The sequence below is a fragment of the Flavobacterium sasangense DSM 21067 genome (assembly GCF_000686885.1).
Classification (GTDB): domain Bacteria; phylum Bacteroidota; class Bacteroidia; order Flavobacteriales; family Flavobacteriaceae; genus Flavobacterium; species Flavobacterium sasangense.
Genome location: NZ_KK366032.1, coordinates 12099 through 29710, shown reverse-complemented (window position 1 = coordinate 29710; position 17612 = coordinate 12099). Strand labels below are relative to the sequence as shown.

Annotated in this window: 21 protein-coding genes; 7 read left to right on the top strand and 14 right to left on the bottom strand. The window is 31.5% G+C overall.

Features of this window, described 5'->3' with window-relative positions; translation table 11 throughout:
- Window positions 1-2: 2 nt before the first annotated feature.
- The 3 genes from coaE to BP92_RS0113935 all read left to right on the top strand — a co-directional run bounded on the left by coaE (window position 3) and on the right by BP92_RS0113935 (window position 2964).
- Window positions 3-590 (top strand): dephospho-CoA kinase, encoded by a 588-nt coding sequence (gene coaE / locus BP92_RS0113945; protein WP_026726585.1) that lies wholly within the window; start codon window positions 3-5, stop codon window positions 588-590.
- Between the two features lie 71 nt (window positions 591-661).
- Window positions 662-2245, top strand: a complete 1584-nt coding sequence (locus BP92_RS0113940; protein WP_026726584.1) for a sensor histidine kinase — start codon at window positions 662-664, stop codon at window positions 2243-2245.
- A 20-nt stretch (window positions 2246-2265) separates the two neighbouring features.
- Complete coding sequence (locus tag BP92_RS0113935; protein ID WP_026726583.1) at window positions 2266-2964, top strand: response regulator transcription factor; 699 nt, start codon at window positions 2266-2268, stop codon at window positions 2962-2964.
- Window positions 2965-2998: 34 nt separating this feature from the next.
- On the opposite strand, the gene BP92_RS0113930 is transcribed toward BP92_RS0113935, so the two are convergent.
- The 10 genes from BP92_RS0113930 to BP92_RS0113885 form a co-directional block, all read right to left on the bottom strand.
- Entirely contained in the window at window positions 2999-3724 is a 726-nt protein-coding gene (locus BP92_RS0113930) for an acyl-[acyl-carrier-protein] thioesterase (RefSeq protein WP_026726582.1), read from the bottom strand.
- Between the two features lie 2 nt (window positions 3725-3726).
- On the bottom strand, window positions 3727-4656 hold the full coding sequence (gene miaA, locus BP92_RS0113925; protein WP_026726581.1) for a tRNA (adenosine(37)-N6)-dimethylallyltransferase MiaA: 930 nt from the start codon (window positions 4654-4656) through the stop codon (window positions 3727-3729).
- A 1-nt stretch (window position 4657) separates the two neighbouring features.
- Window positions 4658-5485 carry an ion transporter gene (locus BP92_RS0113920; protein ID WP_026726580.1) on the bottom strand — a complete coding sequence of 276 codons (828 nt, stop codon included), beginning with the start codon at window positions 5483-5485 and terminating at the stop codon, window positions 4658-4660.
- 18 nt (window positions 5486-5503) lie between these two features.
- Complete coding sequence (locus BP92_RS0113915) at window positions 5504-6865, bottom strand: exonuclease domain-containing protein (RefSeq protein WP_026726579.1); 1362 nt, start codon at window positions 6863-6865, stop codon at window positions 5504-5506.
- A gap of 54 nt (window positions 6866-6919) precedes the next feature.
- The gene (locus tag BP92_RS0113910; RefSeq protein WP_026726578.1) at window positions 6920-7576 is read right to left on the bottom strand and encodes a YggS family pyridoxal phosphate-dependent enzyme; all 657 of its coding nucleotides are present in this window, start codon (window positions 7574-7576) and stop codon (window positions 6920-6922) included.
- A 124-nt stretch (window positions 7577-7700) separates the two neighbouring features.
- Complete coding sequence (locus tag BP92_RS0113905; RefSeq protein ID WP_026726577.1) at window positions 7701-8120, bottom strand: hypothetical protein; 420 nt, start codon at window positions 8118-8120, stop codon at window positions 7701-7703.
- Between the two features lie 92 nt (window positions 8121-8212).
- Complete coding sequence (locus BP92_RS0113900; RefSeq protein WP_026726576.1) at window positions 8213-9433, bottom strand: DUF1015 domain-containing protein; 1221 nt, start codon at window positions 9431-9433, stop codon at window positions 8213-8215.
- Window positions 9434-9498: 65 nt separating this feature from the next.
- Complete coding sequence (locus BP92_RS0113895) at window positions 9499-10389, bottom strand: 3-hydroxyacyl-CoA dehydrogenase family protein (RefSeq protein ID WP_026726575.1); 891 nt, start codon at window positions 10387-10389, stop codon at window positions 9499-9501.
- The gene (locus BP92_RS17165) at window positions 10386-10784 is read right to left on the bottom strand and encodes a hypothetical protein (RefSeq protein WP_026726574.1); all 399 of its coding nucleotides are present in this window, start codon (window positions 10782-10784) and stop codon (window positions 10386-10388) included. The genes BP92_RS0113895 and BP92_RS17165 overlap by 4 nt, the downstream gene beginning before the upstream one ends.
- A gap of 6 nt (window positions 10785-10790) precedes the next feature.
- The gene (locus BP92_RS0113885) at window positions 10791-11756 is read right to left on the bottom strand and encodes a Gfo/Idh/MocA family protein (RefSeq protein ID WP_026726573.1); all 966 of its coding nucleotides are present in this window, start codon (window positions 11754-11756) and stop codon (window positions 10791-10793) included.
- Between the two features lie 143 nt (window positions 11757-11899).
- Between BP92_RS0113885 and BP92_RS0113880 the strand changes: the two genes are divergently transcribed.
- The gene (locus BP92_RS0113880; RefSeq protein ID WP_026726572.1) at window positions 11900-12541 is read left to right on the top strand and encodes a protein-L-isoaspartate(D-aspartate) O-methyltransferase; all 642 of its coding nucleotides are present in this window, start codon (window positions 11900-11902) and stop codon (window positions 12539-12541) included.
- Here the strand turns inward: BP92_RS0113880 and BP92_RS0113875 are convergent, their stop codons facing one another.
- Entirely contained in the window at window positions 12542-12904 is a 363-nt protein-coding gene (locus tag BP92_RS0113875; RefSeq protein ID WP_026726571.1) for a helix-turn-helix domain-containing protein, read from the bottom strand.
- A gap of 9 nt (window positions 12905-12913) precedes the next feature.
- Window positions 12914-13366 carry an SsrA-binding protein SmpB gene (gene smpB / locus BP92_RS0113870; RefSeq protein WP_026726570.1) on the bottom strand — a complete coding sequence of 151 codons (453 nt, stop codon included), beginning with the start codon at window positions 13364-13366 and terminating at the stop codon, window positions 12914-12916.
- Window positions 13367-13505: 139 nt separating this feature from the next.
- Between smpB and BP92_RS0113865 the strand changes: the two genes are divergently transcribed.
- The 3 genes from BP92_RS0113865 to BP92_RS0113855 all read left to right on the top strand — a co-directional run bounded on the left by BP92_RS0113865 (window position 13506) and on the right by BP92_RS0113855 (window position 15178).
- On the top strand, window positions 13506-14180 hold the full coding sequence (locus BP92_RS0113865; protein ID WP_026726569.1) for an OmpW/AlkL family protein: 675 nt from the start codon (window positions 13506-13508) through the stop codon (window positions 14178-14180).
- Window positions 14181-14353: 173 nt separating this feature from the next.
- Window positions 14354-14635 (top strand): hypothetical protein, encoded by a 282-nt coding sequence (locus BP92_RS0113860; protein ID WP_026726568.1) that lies wholly within the window; start codon window positions 14354-14356, stop codon window positions 14633-14635.
- A gap of 18 nt (window positions 14636-14653) precedes the next feature.
- Window positions 14654-15178, top strand: coding sequence for a hypothetical protein (locus tag BP92_RS0113855; RefSeq protein ID WP_026726567.1), 525 nt, complete (start codon window positions 14654-14656; stop codon window positions 15176-15178).
- 29 nt (window positions 15179-15207) lie between these two features.
- Here the strand turns inward: BP92_RS0113855 and BP92_RS0113850 are convergent, their stop codons facing one another.
- Together BP92_RS0113850 and BP92_RS0113845 are read right to left on the bottom strand one after the other, a co-directional pair.
- Complete coding sequence (locus BP92_RS0113850; RefSeq protein ID WP_026726566.1) at window positions 15208-16053, bottom strand: aldose 1-epimerase family protein; 846 nt, start codon at window positions 16051-16053, stop codon at window positions 15208-15210.
- 2 nt (window positions 16054-16055) lie between these two features.
- Window positions 16056-17600, bottom strand: a complete 1545-nt coding sequence (locus BP92_RS0113845) for a hypothetical protein (protein ID WP_026726565.1) — start codon at window positions 17598-17600, stop codon at window positions 16056-16058.
- Between the last annotated feature and the right edge of the window lie 12 nt (window positions 17601-17612).

Below are 17612 nucleotides of genomic sequence, written 5' to 3'. Positions count from 1 at the left end.
ATATGACAAAAATAATTGGTTTAACAGGCGGAATTGGAAGTGGAAAATCTACTGTTGCAAACTACATTGCTTCAAAAGGAATTCCTGTTTACATCGCCGATGAAGAAGCCAAAAAAATTATGGAAAGAGAAGATGTTAAACAAAAAATTCAAAATTTGTTTTCCGAATCGGTACTCAATCCAGATAATTCACTTAATAGAAAAAAAATTGCCGAATTCGTTTTTAACAACCCCAATAAGTTAAAAGAATTAAATGATATAGTTCATCCAGCAGTACAACTTCATTTTAAAAATTGGTTAAACGAGCATAAAGATTCTCCTTTTATAATTAAAGAAGTTGCCATTCTTTTTGAAACAGGTGGTAATAAACAATGTGATAAAGTTATTTTAATCACTGCTCCCGAAGAACTTAGAATAGAAAGAGCCATGAAACGTGATAATGTAACAAAAAAGGACATTTTAGTTAGAATTAACAATCAACTTCCTGAGTCAAAAAAGAAAGAATTGAGCGATTTTATAATAGATAATATAAATTTGAGCAATACTTTCTTAAAAATCGATAAAATTCTTAAAATATTAGCAAAACTTTAAAAAAAGGTTTATATGTTAATCTTTGGTTAATGTATTTTAACAAGAAATGTTAAAATGTTAAATTTGTTTCGATGAATAAGTCAAGATTTAGATTATTGGTCTTTTTAATGAGTTTATCATTAATTGGAATCATCTTAGTTCAATTGTATTGGATTTCCACTTCTTTGGATAAAAATGAAGAGGAATTCAAATATCACGTTCAGCAAGTTTTAGGAAATGTTTCAAACACAATTAAAGAAAAAGAGTTAGTTTCTTTTTACAATTACTATAATAAAATTATTGATAGTACTGGTAAAATCCCTAAGGAAGAGGAATTGAAAGAAATTTATTTCTATGAACGTGACAAAAAAACAAATGAAACGATAATTTATACCAATACTCTAGTAGCCGAAAACTACGGTATTAATGGATCGTTCTTTGATAAAAATGCAAATTCAGTTAATTTTGGAAACGTGGTTTCTAAAAGAAAAACAGAAATTTTTAATGGAAATTCCATTAATGACGGAAGTTTACAAATGCGTTCCTTTCCAGATGTTACCATTAGAAAATCAGGAAGCGTTTCTAGTTTAGATAAAGCCAACTTTGAAGTTGCTTTCAAAGATGTTGTTTCTTTAAAACCTTTGCAAGAAAGAGTCTCAACAGAGCAATTGGGTAAATATTTAAAAGATGAACTTCACAAATATGGTGTTAAAACCCCTTTTGAGTTTGGTATTTACAGTAATGGTTTAGCAACAAAAGTGCGTTCTGAGGATTTCAAATATGATGTAAAAACAACTTACGGAATTCCTGTTTTTCAGGATAATGAAGGGATGTCTAAATATCAATTATTAGTGAGTTTTCCTCAAAAAAATAAATTCGTATTCTCTTCTTTAATTGGAATTTCGAGTTTGTCATTATTGTTCACATTGGTTATCGTATTAACGTATTCTAGTGCGTTGAATCAGTTAATCAAGCAGAAACAAATTTCAGAAATCAAAACCGATTTCATTAACAATATGACACATGAGTTCAAAACACCTATAGCTACCATTAATTTAGCTTTAGATGCCATTAAGAACCCAAAAATCATTGAAGATAAAGAAAAAGTACAACGTTATCTTCAAATGATAAAAGAGGAAAATAAACGTATGCACGCTCAGGTTGAAAACGTATTACGTATTTCTAAATTAGAGAAAAACGAACTTGATATCTCAAAAGAGCCAAGAGATGTAACCGAAATAATTGAAGATGCTATCGAACATGTTAGTTTAATAGTAGAAGATAGAGAAGGGGTTGTTCATTCGCATTTTAATGCACAACGAAGTACGATTCTATTAAACGAGGTACATTTTACGAATGTATTAGTAAACGTGTTAGATAATGCTATTAAATATTCCCCAAACGCGCCTGTAATTGATGTTTTTACAGAAAATATAAAAGACTTTATCCTGATAAAAATACAAGATCAAGGTGCCGGAATGACTAAAGTAGCACAAAAACGAGTTTTTGAAAAATTCTACCGTGAACATACGGGAGATTTACATAATGTAAAAGGTCATGGGTTAGGATTAGCCTACGTAAAACAAATAGTAGAAGACCATAACGGTCAAATATTTGTTGAGAGTGAAAAAGGTAAAGGAAGTACCTTTATTATTAAAATGCCATTAATAAATTAAAAAATATACATACAATTACTATGGAAGCAAAGAAAATATTATTAGTTGAAGACGATCCAAACTTTGGTGCGGTTTTGAAAGATTATTTAATGATAAATGATTTTGAAGTTACGTTGGCTAAAAACGGAATGGAAGGTTTTGAGAAATTCAAAAAAGACACTTTCGATTTATGTATTTTAGACGTAATGATGCCATACAAAGATGGATATACTTTGGCTAGAGAAATTCGCGAGAAAAATCAAGAAGTGCCTATTATCTTTTTAACGGCTAAAACGTTGAAAGAAGACGTTTTAAAAGGATATAAAGTTGGAGCTGACGACTATTTGAATAAGCCTTTCGACTCTGAAGTACTTTTAATGAAAATCAAAGCGATTATTCAAAGAAAAGCTACTGAAGTTAAACCAGATACGACTAAATTTGAGTTCGAAATTGGTAAATTTCACTTAAACTCAAAATTACGTTTTTTAACCTATCCTGGTCAAGAGCCAATTAAATTATCACCAAAAGAGTGCGAATTATTAAAAATGTTAGCACTTCACGAAAATGATTTAATGCCTAGAGAATTAGCTTTAACAAAAATTTGGAGAGACGACAACTACTTCACATCAAGAAGTATGGACGTGTACATCGCTAAATTGAGAAAATTCTTAAAGCAAGATGAAAACGTAGAAATCTTAAACATTCACGGAGAAGGTTTTAGATTAGTAATCAAAAAATAATAAAAAAAAGTCCTGAAATACTTCAGGACTTTTTTTATTCAATAATTTCTAAAGCATAACAAACCTTGTCGTCTTTGGTGATAATATAGGTGTTTTCATTTTTTGAAATCACCGCTTCATCATTCCAATTTAATTCTTTTAAGAAATTCATTTCAAAACCTTTTATGTGTTGTTTTAAAACGAGTTTTCTATCCATAGTATTCAGACACCATTCCAAGTATTTCACGTTATTAGCATGATTTACGATATCTAAATCGGATAATTGTACTTTATAATCTAATACCTTTTCAAACGGAACATCTAAATTAATACGCTGAACCGATTTTTTAGTAGCGTTGTGTTCTGGATATTTTACAAAATGTTCATGAGGTAACGCTAAATTTTCAGGTCGTCTAATTTGTGTATTTAAAACGGCCCAATAAGTTTCGCAACCAGCTAATTTTTCATCTCTACGATACAATTCCAAACAACGCGTCGAACGTGAATTTTCTAACGATTTAATCCAAGTTTTTACGGTTACTTTCTCTTTCCATTTCGGTAAGCTAATGATTTCTAAACGCATTTTGCTCATTACCCAAGCTTGATGATGTTCTTGCATATCGCTAAAACTAATTCCTCCTAAATCGGCATGAATTCCGGCTGTAATTTGAAAAATATTACATAACTCAGTATATTTCAATAAACCATTTGGATAACATTGCAGAAAGTTAATTTCGTATTCTTGTTCTAAAATGGATGTAAAGTTGGGTGAAATGGGCATTTTTATTGTGTTTTTTGAATCTGTGATTCTATATTTTTAATAATCTTGTTTCTATCAATCAAATAATTAAACCAACTCACATTTTCAGTTCGTTTAAACCATGTGATTTGACGTTTAGCAAAACGTCGCGTGTTCATTTTAATTTGTTCGATGGCGAAATCTAAAGTTGTTTTTCCATCAAAATAATCAAATAATTCCCTGTAACCAACGGTTTGTAAAGCATTCAGCTGTTTGTTTGGATACAAAGTTTGTGCTTCTTCTAAAAGTCCTTCATTCATCATAATATCAACACGTTGGTTGATTCTGTCGTACATGATTTCTCGGTCGGCTTCTAAACCGATGATAATAGGAGTGAAGTTTCTCTCAGTTTTTCGTTTTCCAATAAAACTCGAATAGGGTTTTCCACTTCCAATACAAACTTCAACAAAGCGTTTCATACGTTGTGGATTTTGTAAGGTTTGCGGATTTTCAGTTTGTAACTTTTGGTAATATTTCGAATCTAATTTTTGAAGTTGTTCTTGTAAATATTCGATTCCTAATGCATCATATTTAGTATTGATTTCAGTTCGAACCGAATCATCAATATCTGGAAAATCATCAAATCCTTTCAAAACAGCATCGACATACAATCCAGAACCACCAACCATAATTTGAATATTATTTTTCTGAAATAATTCGTCCAATTTAGTCAAAGCTTCTTGTTCAAAATCACCTACCGAATAACTTTCAAAAATCGATTTGTTTTGGATAAAATGATGTGGTGCAGCTGCTAATTCTTCATCATTAGGGACAGCAGTTCCAATTTTCATTTCTTTAAAAAATTGACGACTATCGCACGAAATAATATCGCAACCAAAATGTTGTGCTAAAGCAATACTCAAAGCCGTTTTTCCAATGGCTGTTGGACCAATAATCGTAATTAGGTAATTCATTTTATAATTCGCTTCCGCAATCTTGACAAAATTTGGCGTTAATTAAGTGTTCGTGATTACCACAGTTTTGACAAACTTTTTTGTCACTTTCTCTTGTTCTAGGTGTGTTTTTTGCAATTTCCGCTGTAATAATTCCGGTTGGAACGGCAATGATTCCGTAACCCATAATCATAACAAATGAGGCAATAAATTGACCTAAAGGTGTAATTGGAGTAATATCGCCAAATCCTACTGTCGTTAAAGTTACAATACACCAATAAATCGAAACTGGAATACTCGTAAATCCAGCTTCATCTCCTTCTACAACATACATTACCGAACCAATGATGATACAACTTATCAAAATAAAGTACATGAAAACCAAGATACGACCTCGACTCGCAATAATCGATTCTCGCAAATGCACCGATTGACTTGAGAATTGAGGATGGTTTAATATTTTGAATAATCGTAATAGTCGTAAGGCTCTAATAACAGTGAAAACACTTGTTCCAGTTACAAAAAATGATAAATACATCGGTAAAATTGCTACCAAATCGATAATTCCGTAAAAACTTAAAATGTAATTGATGGGTTTTTTTATCGTAATGATTCGTAAAATGTATTCAATTGTGAAGAAAATAGTTATTATCCATTCGGAAACTAAAATGAAAGAGTGGTATTTTCCATCGAATTCTTTTACGGTTTCTAGCATTACCAAGACAACACTGAGTAAAATCAAACCTAAAAGAATTAAATCGAAAAGTCTTCCCGCAACTGTATTTGTTCCGTAGATAACAATGTGAGCTTTTTGTTTAAAAATCTCGTATTTCGACTTAACTTCATTCATAAAAACAAAGTTAAACAATTAAAATTGAATTATTTTGTAAACCTTATGTTTGCGTAAATAGGATTGGATAATCGTTTTAGTATCGCGGTTGTGTTGCATTGGAATGATGATGTTTTTCAAAATTTCAATGTTGTTTACCTGATAATTCAAATCGTAGAAACAGTAGCCTTTGTAAATGCCATTTTCAATTAAAACTGCGGTTCTTTCATCGTAAGTTCTTCCGCGATCGAGAATCACCATATTGTTGTTTTCAAACGAGTTTTCTTCGATGAATTCTAAAACGCGTTCGTTGTAACTTTCTGGATTTTCTTCGCCTATACAAGCACCATTGCATTCTTTGATTTTATATTGAAAACATCCGTTTTGGGTTTCATACAGACCATTGATTTTTTGACACAAATTGTGTTTTTCTGTTATCTTAAACAATGCATTTTTTCCTTCTTGAAGCGAAGTAAACGAAGTGATTTCTTTCTTTCTACCATCCGCTTTTTCGATGCTTAAAGCAATGTAACCTTGTTCATTTTTATGTTGATATAAGGCATATTGAAAAATACTTTTGCGTTGGGCTCTGTTATAAATCGGTTTGTTGATTTTTATTTCTTCGCTTTCTTTTAAAAGAGCAATCAATTCACTTCCTGTTTCTTCAAAAGTTACGGTATAAACATCGCGTTGTATTTTTTTACTTTTACTTGAAGTTCCTGTGAAATGTTGATTAACGCGTTTCTTGATATTTTTGCTCTTTCCGATGTAAATCAAATCGCCTTTTTCGTTGTGAATGTAGTAAATACCAGTTTTTGAAGGTAAATTTTCAACGATATCCAATAGTTTTGGAGAAATTCCCGATTTGATTTCGGTTTTAATGAAACTTTTTACGATTTCTTTTTCGATGTCTTTTACCAACAACATTTTGAATAATTTCACTGTAGCTAAAGCATCACCACTTGCACGATGTCTGTCTGCCATTGGGATTCCAAGCGAACGCACCAATTTCCCTAAACTATACGATTCTTGACCTGGAATTAACTTTTTAGCCAATTCCACAGTACAAAGCGTTTGTTTTTTGAAATCGTAACCTAAACGTCTAAACTCGGTTTTTAAAATACGATAATCGAAAGATGCATTGTGCGCTACAATAACGCAACCTTCAGTAATTTCTATGATTCTTTTGGCTACTTCATAGAATTTGGGAGCACTTCTGAGCATTGCATTGTTAATCCCAGTCAATTTTACCACAAAGGGTTGAATTGGCTTCTCAGGATTTACCAAACTGATGAATTGGTCCACAACCTCATGACCATCAAATTTATAAATGGCGATTTCGGTAATACCTTCTTCATTGTATTGTCCTCCAGTGGTTTCTATGTCGATGATTGCGTACAAAAAGTGATTAGTAATTAGTGAATAGTGATTAGTCTTTTTTATGTCTATTTTCTTTTATCTGCTGCCAAATATACTACTTCCAATTCGAACCATTGTACTTCCGCATGAAATTGCTAGTTGATAATCGCCCGACATGCCCATGGAAAGAATTGTGAATTGTGAATTGTGAATTGTGAATTTGTCAAAAATCGTTTTTAGATGCTTGAATTCTTTTTCAATTTGGTTTTGGTTTTCAGTGAAGGTTGCCATTCCCATTAAACCTATAATTCGAATGTTTTTATAGTTTTCTTTGTCATGCTGAACTTGTTTCAGCATCTCGTCTAATTCTTGTTCGTCTAATCCAAATTTACTCTCTTCTTCCGCAATGTAAACCTGCAATAAACAATCAATCACACGATTATTTTTAGCCGCTTGTTTGTTGATTTCTTGCAATAATTTTAAACTGTCTACACCGTGAACCAAACTCACATAAGGCGCCATGTATTTGACTTTATTGGTTTGCACATGACCAATCATGTGCCACTCGATGTCTTTTGGCATGACTTCCCATTTATCAGTCATTTCTTGGATTTTGTTTTCTCCAAAAATACGTTGGCCAGCATCATACGCTTCCATTAAATCCGCTACAGGTTTGGTTTTTGAAACCGCTACCAAAGTAACGTGAGTTGGAAGTTGAGATTTTATTTGAGTTAGGTTTTTTGCTATTGACATTGTTTTTTATTTGAATGAACTGTTTCCAAAATGGAAATTGTTGGTTTTAAGTTATCGAGAATTCCTCGATTACTGAAAATAGACTTTTGAGACAGTATGTGCAAAAAATAAACAAACTGAATTTTTATCTAATGTGTTGGTTAAACGAATGCAATTTTGATATATTATTAAATTTTAAAAACAAAAATGTATTAAATCCAATAAGAATGAATTGATATTGAAAACCAAAATTAATCATAATCCAAGAACATCCACCTAAAGTATGACAAATTAGAATGAATAATGAAGTATAAGAAATCCATTTTTTTGGTAAAAATATTCCCATTAATAGAATAATTATAAGCCATAATACAGAAATAATAAATATCCCATAAATACTCTCATTCATTGCAAAACTTCCTATTGGATTTGCTTCATTGTGATTTTTTAAATTTCCATTCCAATATTCTTGTGGTTGAAAATAAATAGTAATTAAAATATCAAACATCGCTGCAAAAAAAGCAGGAAAAATTTGAATAAGTCTATTTTTGTAATCTTCCATCATTCATTTAACGTTTTTAATGTGATTTCTCCTTTGTCAAAATGACAAAATTGTTTTTATTTTCTTTTACTCCCAACTTCCATCTTCAAACTCTATTATAGCTCATACACCACCAAACCACTTCTAAACTTCGGTTCAATGTAGGTTGATTTTGGAGGCATGATTAAATTGTTGTCGGCTAATGCTTTGATTTCGTTGATGTCGGAAGGGTAGAGCATGAAGCCCACTTCAAATTCGCCTTCGTCGATTAAATCTTTTATAACGGATATCGATTGCTTTCCTGGAATGTAATCAATGCGTTCGTCGTTTCTTAAATCTTCGATTCCAAGTAAAGGGAAAAGGACTTTGTCGTATAAAATTTGGGCGTCTAAATTGTCCAAAATAGAAGCTTGCTGGTGATTTTCTTTTTTGTAAAACAAAGCATAAAAACTGCCATCTAAGTACATTCCAAATTCAAACTTGTTTTGCGGTTTCCAAATTTCTTGGTCTTTGGCCACAATGACAAAATGTTCTGATAATTTTTTGATGAAAGTATCTTTAGACAAACCATTCAAATCGCGAATTAATCGGTTGAATTCGTAAATTTTGACATTACTTTCAGCAATTAAGAAACTCATGAAATAATTCAAATTTTCATTGCCTAAATGTTTGTCTTGCTCGTATAACAATTCCGCTGAAGCCGAACGATGGTGTCCATCTGCAATATATAAATTCGGAATATTTTCGAAATGTTCTTGTAACCAATCGACTTCACTTTGGGTATCAATTTTCCAAAGCGTGTGTTTTTCTTTATTGGTTGTTGAATATTCGTAAACTGGTTTGCTCTTTTTTCGCAACGCAATAAACGTATTGATTTCCACACTATCCGGATACGTAATCAAAACTGGTTCCGTATTAAAATTGGTTTGATGCAAATAATCTTTGAACAATTCCACTCGATATTGTAAGGTATCTTCGTGCTTTTTGATGACGTTATTTTGATAATCTTTCACCGAAGTTCCAGCAATAATTCCAGTAAAAGTTTGTCCTTTTGACTGAATTTCGTACAGATAAAAAACAGGATGTTCTTCTTCAATTAGAATTTGGTCGTGCTTGAAATCTTGATATTTATTAGCAACGGCTTTAAAACGCTTTTCTAATGACACTTTTTGCGCATTGGCGTAAGCAGGATGAATGACATGCAAAAACGAATACGGATTAAAATCCAACCAAGCGGCAAGCTCAGCCGAACTATAATCGTCATAAGTTCTACACGTTACCAAAGCCACTTTGTCTGGCGCTGGTCGTACTGCTTTGAAAGGTTTTATTTTGGCCATTTTTGAGTGATTAGTAATTAGTGATTAGTAACTAGCTATTCACTAATTACTAATCACTTTTCACTTTATTTAGAAAATTGTTTCGAAACTTTCTCTGCTTTTTTGCTTTCAGAGTAATCGTAGAATCCTTCTCCTGATTTAACTCCTAATTTTCCAGCCATTACCATGTTTACTAATAACGGACAAGGCGCGTATTTTGGATTTTTGAATCCGTCGTACATTACGTTTAGGATAGACAAACAAACGTCTAATCCGATGAAGTCAGCTAATTGTAATGGTCCCATTGGGTGTGCCATTCCTAATTTCATAACCGTGTCGATTTCGTAAACACCACCAACACCGTTGTATAACGTTTCGATAGCTTCGTTAATCATTGGCATTAAAATTCGGTTCGCTACGAAACCCGGATAATCGTTAACTTCTGTCGGAACTTTTCCTAATTTCACAGATAAATCCATGGTGATTTTCGTAACTTCATCTGAAGTGTTATATCCACGGATGATTTCTACCAATTTCATAATCGGCACCGGATTCATAAAGTGCATTCCGATTACGCGCTCTGGATGAACTACGTTAGCCGCAATTTGAGTAATAGAAATTGAAGAAGTATTCGTAGCTAAAATTACGTTATGATCGCAAACTTCACTCAATTGTTTGAAGATGTTGAATTTCAATTGTACGTTTTCTGTAGCAGCTTCCACAACTAAATCACATCCTACAACGCCATCTTTAACGTCGGTATACGTGATAATATTTCCGATAGTTTTATGTTTGTCTTCTTCGGTGATACTTCCTTTAGCAACCATTCTGTCAAGGTTAGCGGCGATAGTTGCCATCCCTTTTTCTAATGATTTTTCAGAAACATCTATTAATTTTACGGTAAATCCGCTTTGCGCGAAAGTATGAGCAATTCCGTTACCCATAGTTCCTGCTCCGATTACTGCGATTGTGTTCATTTTGTTTTTTTAATTTTTGTATATGTTAAATAAATTATAGCTGATAGTATCAAGATTGTTTGAATGAATTTTTCTTCTATATAGGAAAAATAGCCCAAAAAGAATAAGCCTATGTAAGCTATTGAATTTATAATTTTTGATAAATGTGCTAAACTATTTTTGACTGAATTAGGTAAACTATAGTTTATAATGTCAATTGCGTATTTTATAATTCCTAGAATTAAAAATAATATAGAAATCGAAAAGATTAAATTAAAAATACTATTAACATTGTTATTTGTATTATTATTAACAATGTTAAAAAGATAGATAACGAGATAAACCAAAACTATTAAAAATAGTAATGGTTTTAGTTTTTTATCAATGATTGTTAATATAAATTCTTTTCTTGTCATGTATTACTATCTTTTCATACACTCAATAATCTGATACGCCACACGAAGTGCTTCAGTACCATCTTCTAAGGTTACGATTGGAGTTGTGTTGTTATTGATAGCATCTGCGAATGTTTCTAATTCGTCCAAAATTGCGTTGTTAGCATCCACTTGTGGATTATCAAAGTAGATTTGTTTTTTTACACCTTCTGCATTTTGTAAAATCATGTCGAAATCACCTGGAACTTCTGGTGCGTCTTTCATACGGACTACTTCGCACACTTTATCCAAATAATCTACCGAAATGTAAGCGTCTTTTTGGAAGAAGCGTGATTTACGCATGTTTTTCATCGAAATTCGGCTCGAAGTAATGTTTGCCACACAACCATTTTCGAATTCAATACGTGCATTTGAAATATCTGGTGAATCTGAAATTACAGCAACACCACTCGCATTTACTGATTTTACTTTCGATTTTACAACACTTAAAATGGCATCAATATCGTGAATCATCAAATCCAAAACCACAGGAACATCAGTTCCACGAGGATTGAATTCTGCTAAACGATGCGTTTCAATAAACATCGGATTGTTGATTTTATCTTTCACAGCTGTAAACGCTGGATTGAAACGTTCAACATGACCTACTTGCCCTTTTACGTTGTATTTGTTAGCTAAAGCGATGATTTCTTCGGCTTCGGCAACAGTATTTGAAATTGGTTTCTCGATGAAAATGTGCTTTCCAGCTTCGATAACTTGTTTGGCACATTCAAAATGTTGCATCGTTGGTGTTACAATATCTACTACATCAACTGCCGCGATTAATTCGGCAATAGAATCGAATTTTTTATAACCAAATTCGGCTGCAACTTTGTTGGCGTTTTCTTCAAAAGCATCGTAAAAGCCAACTAATTCATATTTTTCAGATTGATTTAATAATCGCAAATGTATTTTTCCAAGGTGACCTGCACCTAAAACTCCCACTTTTAGCATAAAAAATTAATTTTATCAAAAGTACGATTTTAGTTGAAAGTGCAAAAGATTAAATTCCGAAACTTCTTAAAAAAGTTAGTTTATTTTCTGATTTGTTTTTTGAGATTTTAAAGCTATTTTTACCCAATCAAAATCATCCCAAATTGAAAGATACTAATAAACATCAAGGACTTAGAAATCAGTTGGTAAAGCAATTGGAAGAAAAAGGAATTACCGATAAAAACGTGTTAGCGGCTATTGGAAAAATTCCGCGTCATTTGTTTTTAGATTCTAGTTTTGAAAATTTTGCTTATCAAGATAAAGCGTTTCCAATTGAAGCGGGTCAAACTATTTCTCAACCTTATACTGTGGCATTTCAATCTCAGTTATTAGAAGTAGAAAAAGACCATAAAATTTTAGAAATTGGTACCGGAAGTGGTTACCAAACCGCAGTTTTGTGTATGATGGGAGCCAAAGTATATTCGGTAGAAAGACAAAATAAATTGTTTAAAATCACTTCGAATTTATTACCTAAATTAAATATTCGCCCAAAATATTTATCGTTTGGAGATGGTTACAAAGGTTTACCCGATTATGCACCTTTTGACGGAATTATTGTAACTGCTGGAGCACCATTTATTCCACAACCTTTAATGGCGCAATTAAAAATAGGAGGAAGGTTAGTGATTCCAGTAGGCGAAAAAGAACAAATCATGACGTTATTGATTCGTAAAAACGAAACCCAATTTGAAAAACACGAATTTGGTGATTTTAGATTTGTGCCTCTTTTGGAAAACAAAAACTAATTAGCGAAGATTCGTTAATTTTTGTTTCAAAACTTCCAATTCGTCTAATATGGAAGTGATTTCTTTTTCTTTTGAAGAATTTCCAACTTCGATTCCTTTTTCTTGAAGAATTTCCGTAATAGCTTGAATCGCAAATGGATTTAAATCGAAATTATGGTCGAGTTTTACTTTATACCAAGCAACTAACAATGGTTTTAAATCAATTTCTAGAATTTGAGCAAGCGTTTGAATTTGTTTCTTTGTTGGAATACGAAATCCGTTTTCAAACTTACTGATTAAAGCTTGGTCGATTTTCGCAATTTCGGCTAACTTTCGGGTTGAAAGTTCTTTATCTATTCGGCCTTGTTTTAAAATTTCTTTCATAAAAAATGATTAGAAACTTTTCTTAATTCGGTCGATATCGCGTTTGGTATCTTGTTCTTTTAACGATTCACGTTTGTCGTAATTCTTTTTACCACGACATAGCGCAATATCTAGCTTTGCTAATCCTTTTTCATTGGTAAACAAACGAAGCGGAACAATGGTTAGTCCTTTATTATCAGAATCTTTATCGAGTTTTTTTAGTTCGCGTTTATTCAATAACAATTTACGTTCACTTTTTGCTTTGTGATTGTAATGCGTTCCGTATAAATATTCTTCGATATGTGAGTTAATTACAAACAATTCGCCATCATGAAATTCGCAAAAACTTTCTGCAATAGAAGCTTTTCCCAGACGAATCGATTTGATTTCGGTTCCGGTTAAAACGATTCCAGCGGTATATCTGTCTAAAATTTCGTAATCGAATTTAGCTCTTTTATTAAGTATGTTAACGGTCTTTTGCATAAGGACTACAAATGTAAATTAAAATTGTAGCATTTTAAAATGATAATTACAGATAAATAATTTTTAATCTATGATTTATATCAGTTTTTAGGGTTTTACATCTGAATATCTTTGACTCATAATTTTAAACTAATTAAAAATGAGAAAAATAGTTTTTGCTTTAATGGCAATGTCTTTAATGACAGTAAATTTTGTTAATGCACAAGATAGTGAAACAAAAAATGAATCAAAATCAAATGAATTTAAAAGATGGCAAGTTCGATTAAGAGCAGTTGGAGTTGCTCCAGATGAAAGTGCTAAAATTGGTATTATTGGGGGTGATGTTGCAATCTCGAATGCTTTAATTCCTGAATTAGACTTCACTTATTTCTTTACTGAACATTTTGCGGCGGAATTAATTTTAGGAACTGCAAAACATGATGTAAAAGCTGTTAATACTGCTGCTGGTGATGTAGATTTAGGAAGTGTTTGGTTATTGCCTCCAACATTAACGGCTCAATATCATTTTTATACATCAGATCAAAAAGTTTTCAAACCTTATATTGGAGCTGGTGTAAATTATACTTTGTTTTACAATGTTAAGTCAGGAGATGTTGCTGATGTAAAATATGATAATGCATTAGGATATGCAGCTCAAGTAGGTTTTGACTTAATGTTAGATGATACATTTTTCATAAACGTAGACGCTAAACGTTTATTTTTAAGCACTGACGTAACGGTTGACGCTTCAAATTTAGCTCCTGGATTGAGTATTCCTGCTACTGTTGACATTGATCCTTGGTTGTTTGGTGTTGGTGTTGGAATGAAGTTCTAATAGCTTATCGGTTAGTTTTAATCTTAAAGAGATTACTCTAGGGTAGTCTCTTTTTTTTACATGTATTTTAAAGTTAGCTTAAATAATGCTTAAGCCTTGAAATAAAAGAGAAAAAAAGTAATTTTATTTAGTTTTTTTTTATAATTTTATTTAACTAACCTAACTAATAAACTATGAATACAGTATTTGAATTAATCGACAAAGAAATAATTACATCATTAAATTTCCCAAAAGAGGATGTATTAGAAGATAAAGAAGATATCGCGGAACGCAGAAACAATTTAGATAGAGCACTTTCTTTGGGTAACCTTGAGCATGTTAAGATTAAAATTTATTTTGAAGATGATATCTCAAAAAAAATGGTAGAAACTACTATTTGGGGAGTTACAGAAGAACGTGTTATATTAAAACAAGGTGTTGTAATTCCGGTAAAAAGAATACATAAAATTGTTTAATTTAAAATCTGATTACTTATGAAAAAAATCGCTCTTTTGGGTTTATCCCTATTATTTACATTAGGTTCTTTAGCACAAGAAACTAAAACAACAAAAGAAGCTAAAAAGGCTACAACAGAAAAAGCTGAAAAAAGTAAAAAAGAAGCTGAAAAGAAAAAGAAAGAGACAGAAAAGAAAGCAACCTCAGTAAAAATAGATTCTAAATCGAAAGCAGATGAGGCTTCTGCCAAAGGCAAATCAACTTCTGCTGATGCAAAAGCAAAAGCCACTGCAAAGCAAGAAGAAACGAAAGCAAAAGTTGATGCTAAAAAAGCAGAAACAAAAGCAAAAGTAGAAACAAAAAAAGCTGATGCTAAAACAAAAGTAAAGAAAACCGAAGCTGAAGAAAAAGAAGACTTAAAAGAAACTGCAATGTCTAAAGCAGCTGAGAAAAAAGTAAAAGATAAAGTTACTGGAGAATACAAAGGAAAAAAAGTATTTACAGGACCAAGAGGCGGTAAATATTACATCAATAAAAATGGTAATAAAACGTATATCGACTAAATTAAAAATCCCGAGAAATCGGGATTTTTTTATATTTTTATTTTGATTGTTTTTGAAAAAGTTTCTTTTGCTTGTAAAAAGTTAATGCCTTCTTTTTTAAAAATATTTCCGTTATGATTTCTATTATCAGCTAAACCACACCAAGGTTCAATACACAAAAAAGGAGCGTTAGGTTTGGTCCAAATGCCTAAATAGGGAAATCCTTCAAACTGAACAGAAAGAACGGGTTCCTTCTTTTTTAAAATTGTTAATTCGTTTGATTGTAAATGCTTAAAAACTAAAGCGTCTTTTTCAAAAAGAGTGTAATTCAAATTAATAATCCCCTTTTCAGATTGTATTTTTCTGAATGAATTACTAAATTGTTCGTTATCCAATTCATATGATATAAATTCTTCGGTTTGGTTAAATTTTAGAGAATAATCTGAAAAAGAATCTTCAATAGTAAATGCCGGATGAGCTCCAATAGAAAAAGGCATAGATACTTTTGATTTGTTTTCAACGGAATACTTCATTATTAATTCGTTTCCGACCAATTTATATTGCAATTGCAATTGAAATTCAAACGGATAATTTTTTAAAGTTTCGGAATTACTTTCCAATACAAAAACAACAGAACTTTCGGTTTGATTTACAATTTGAAATTCGAAATTTCTAGCAAAACCATGTCGCGGTAATTCATAGGTTTTATTTTCAATGCTGTAAGTGTCATTTTTTAATCGCCCTACAATGGGAAATAATATCGGAGAAGTTTTGTTCCAATACGTTTCATCAACTGTCCAAATGTAATTTTGGTTGTCTTTTTCTAATCGGATTAATTCGGCACCAAGAGCATTAATTGATGCCGAAATTTTAGTATTTGAAATCGTAACTATCATAATTAATTTTCTGCAATTCCCCTCCAGTTTCTAATAATTTTTGATAAGAAGAAAAGTGATAAGATTACTAAAACAAAATTTAATGAGAGCATATGAATTAAATGTTCATTGAGCCAATTATATAATTTTGAATCTTCATAGCGTTGCAAATTATAATTATCGTAATATCTTGGTTTATTTGCTTCCATTGTTAAAAAGTAAACAATTGGAATAATGGTACTAAAAGACCATAAAGCCAAGTTGAGCGCTATTCGACTTAATTGTAAGCTTTTCTTGTTGAAAAAGATTAGGAAGAAATAGAATAACACTCCCAAAATGGTAGCTAAAATTAAATAAAAATACATAGTTGAAGAACCTGCAATTGCAGTAAAAATTCCGTAAATTACATTGATAACTCCTGTAACAACAACCGCAATTAACCAACTCTTTCCAGATGTTACACGGAATGAGAATATTAAAATTGATAATCCAAATGCCCCATAAAGGAATGATAGTATCATTTCAATTTCAATAAAGGAATCAGTGTATGCATCGGCTACAATATCATATTTGTCTTTTAAAATGTCTTGTTGAACAAAATATTTGGAATATTTATTTTCACCGTAAGGTACTGCTACGGCTGTTTCGTAATCATTGTATTGATATGAGTTTTCTGTTTCGAATTCTTTTAAGTAAGGTTGAATGTATAGAAATTCATTGAAATCGGGTGCTTTGTAAGTGATTTCAAACCATTTGGTTGCATTCAAATTAGTTGCTAAATTATGTTCGCGTATTAAACTCATATAATCGGCCATTAATTTTTTTATTTCTCCTTCATTTTTGTTCTGCAACCAAGTGTCAACTTGAATTTTATTTATTGAATCTTGTTCTCTTGAAATAACAGAAAATTCAAACGTATTTCTATTTAATAAAGAGAATTGGTCGTATTTTTTGTTATTGAAAATGATGTGGTCTTTATATCGTAAGGCAACAGCTGAGTCAACAGTATTTGCTTCTATATCTTGCTCATTTGCATAATTAGCATTCGTTTGAGCAATTTTATTCCCTTGGCTATCAATCAATCCTGAAGCAAGAGAATCTATTTCGGTATCTCCAAAACTACCGTCAATAAATATATCGGCAGTACTTATGGTTTTGCAACGTTTTGCGGTTTCTTCTAGTGAATAATAACTTCTTTGATGTAATTGTTTTCCAATACTAAAAGGAACATAAAATGAAATGAGTAAGACACAAATGACAAATATTTGCATCCATTCAAAAAACAGGCTGTTTTTAGATTTTCTATAAAAAGATTTTAAAGCGTTATTTTTGAAATAAGCCACTAGCCATAAAATCACAATAATAATAACCGATAAAATACCTATCATAATTGAAAAGGAAATTATATCAATATTATTTTTGTTTGAAAAATCAATGGTTCCATCAATATAACCTAAACCGAAGAAGATAATGTGCATTAGAATTCCAATAGCAACCATTGGAACAAATTTGGTGTTCCAAAGCAATGGATATTGAAGTAAAAGTTTTTTCTGTATATCTTTAAACATGAGATTTTTAAT

Bases quoted from the DNA above. Each gene is read 5' to 3' on its own strand.
- coaE (WP_026726585.1), top strand. From the start codon at position 3: ATGACAAAAATAATTGGTTTAACAGGCGGAATTGGAAGTGGAAAATCT.
- BP92_RS0113940 (WP_026726584.1), top strand. From the start codon at position 662: ATGAATAAGTCAAGATTTAGATTATTGGTCTTTTTAATGAGTTTATCA.
- BP92_RS0113935 (WP_026726583.1), top strand. From the start codon at position 2,266: ATGGAAGCAAAGAAAATATTATTAGTTGAAGACGATCCAAACTTTGGT.
- BP92_RS0113930 (WP_026726582.1), bottom strand. From the start codon at position 3,724: ATGCCCATTTCACCCAACTTTACATCCATTTTAGAACAAGAATACGAA.
- miaA (WP_026726581.1), bottom strand. From the start codon at position 4,656: ATGAATTACCTAATTACGATTATTGGTCCAACAGCCATTGGAAAAACG.
- BP92_RS0113920 (WP_026726580.1), bottom strand. From the start codon at position 5,485: ATGAATGAAGTTAAGTCGAAATACGAGATTTTTAAACAAAAAGCTCAC.
- BP92_RS0113910 (WP_026726578.1), bottom strand. From the start codon at position 7,576: ATGTCAATAGCAAAAAACCTAACTCAAATAAAATCTCAACTTCCAACT.
- BP92_RS0113905 (WP_026726577.1), bottom strand. From the start codon at position 8,120: ATGATGGAAGATTACAAAAATAGACTTATTCAAATTTTTCCTGCTTTT.
- BP92_RS0113900 (WP_026726576.1), bottom strand. From the start codon at position 9,433: ATGGCCAAAATAAAACCTTTCAAAGCAGTACGACCAGCGCCAGACAAA.
- BP92_RS0113895 (WP_026726575.1), bottom strand. From the start codon at position 10,389: ATGAACACAATCGCAGTAATCGGAGCAGGAACTATGGGTAACGGAATT.
- BP92_RS17165 (WP_026726574.1), bottom strand. From the start codon at position 10,784: ATGACAAGAAAAGAATTTATATTAACAATCATTGATAAAAAACTAAAA.
- BP92_RS0113885 (WP_026726573.1), bottom strand. From the start codon at position 11,756: ATGCTAAAAGTGGGAGTTTTAGGTGCAGGTCACCTTGGAAAAATACAT.
- BP92_RS0113875 (WP_026726571.1), bottom strand. From the start codon at position 12,904: ATGAAAGAAATTTTAAAACAAGGCCGAATAGATAAAGAACTTTCAACC.
- smpB (WP_026726570.1), bottom strand. From the start codon at position 13,366: ATGCAAAAGACCGTTAACATACTTAATAAAAGAGCTAAATTCGATTAC.
- BP92_RS0113865 (WP_026726569.1), top strand. From the start codon at position 13,506: ATGAGAAAAATAGTTTTTGCTTTAATGGCAATGTCTTTAATGACAGTA.
- BP92_RS0113860 (WP_026726568.1), top strand. From the start codon at position 14,354: ATGAATACAGTATTTGAATTAATCGACAAAGAAATAATTACATCATTA.
- BP92_RS0113855 (WP_026726567.1), top strand. From the start codon at position 14,654: ATGAAAAAAATCGCTCTTTTGGGTTTATCCCTATTATTTACATTAGGT.
- BP92_RS0113850 (WP_026726566.1), bottom strand. From the start codon at position 16,053: ATGATAGTTACGATTTCAAATACTAAAATTTCGGCATCAATTAATGCT.
- BP92_RS0113845 (WP_026726565.1), bottom strand. From the start codon at position 17,600: ATGTTTAAAGATATACAGAAAAAACTTTTACTTCAATATCCATTGCTT.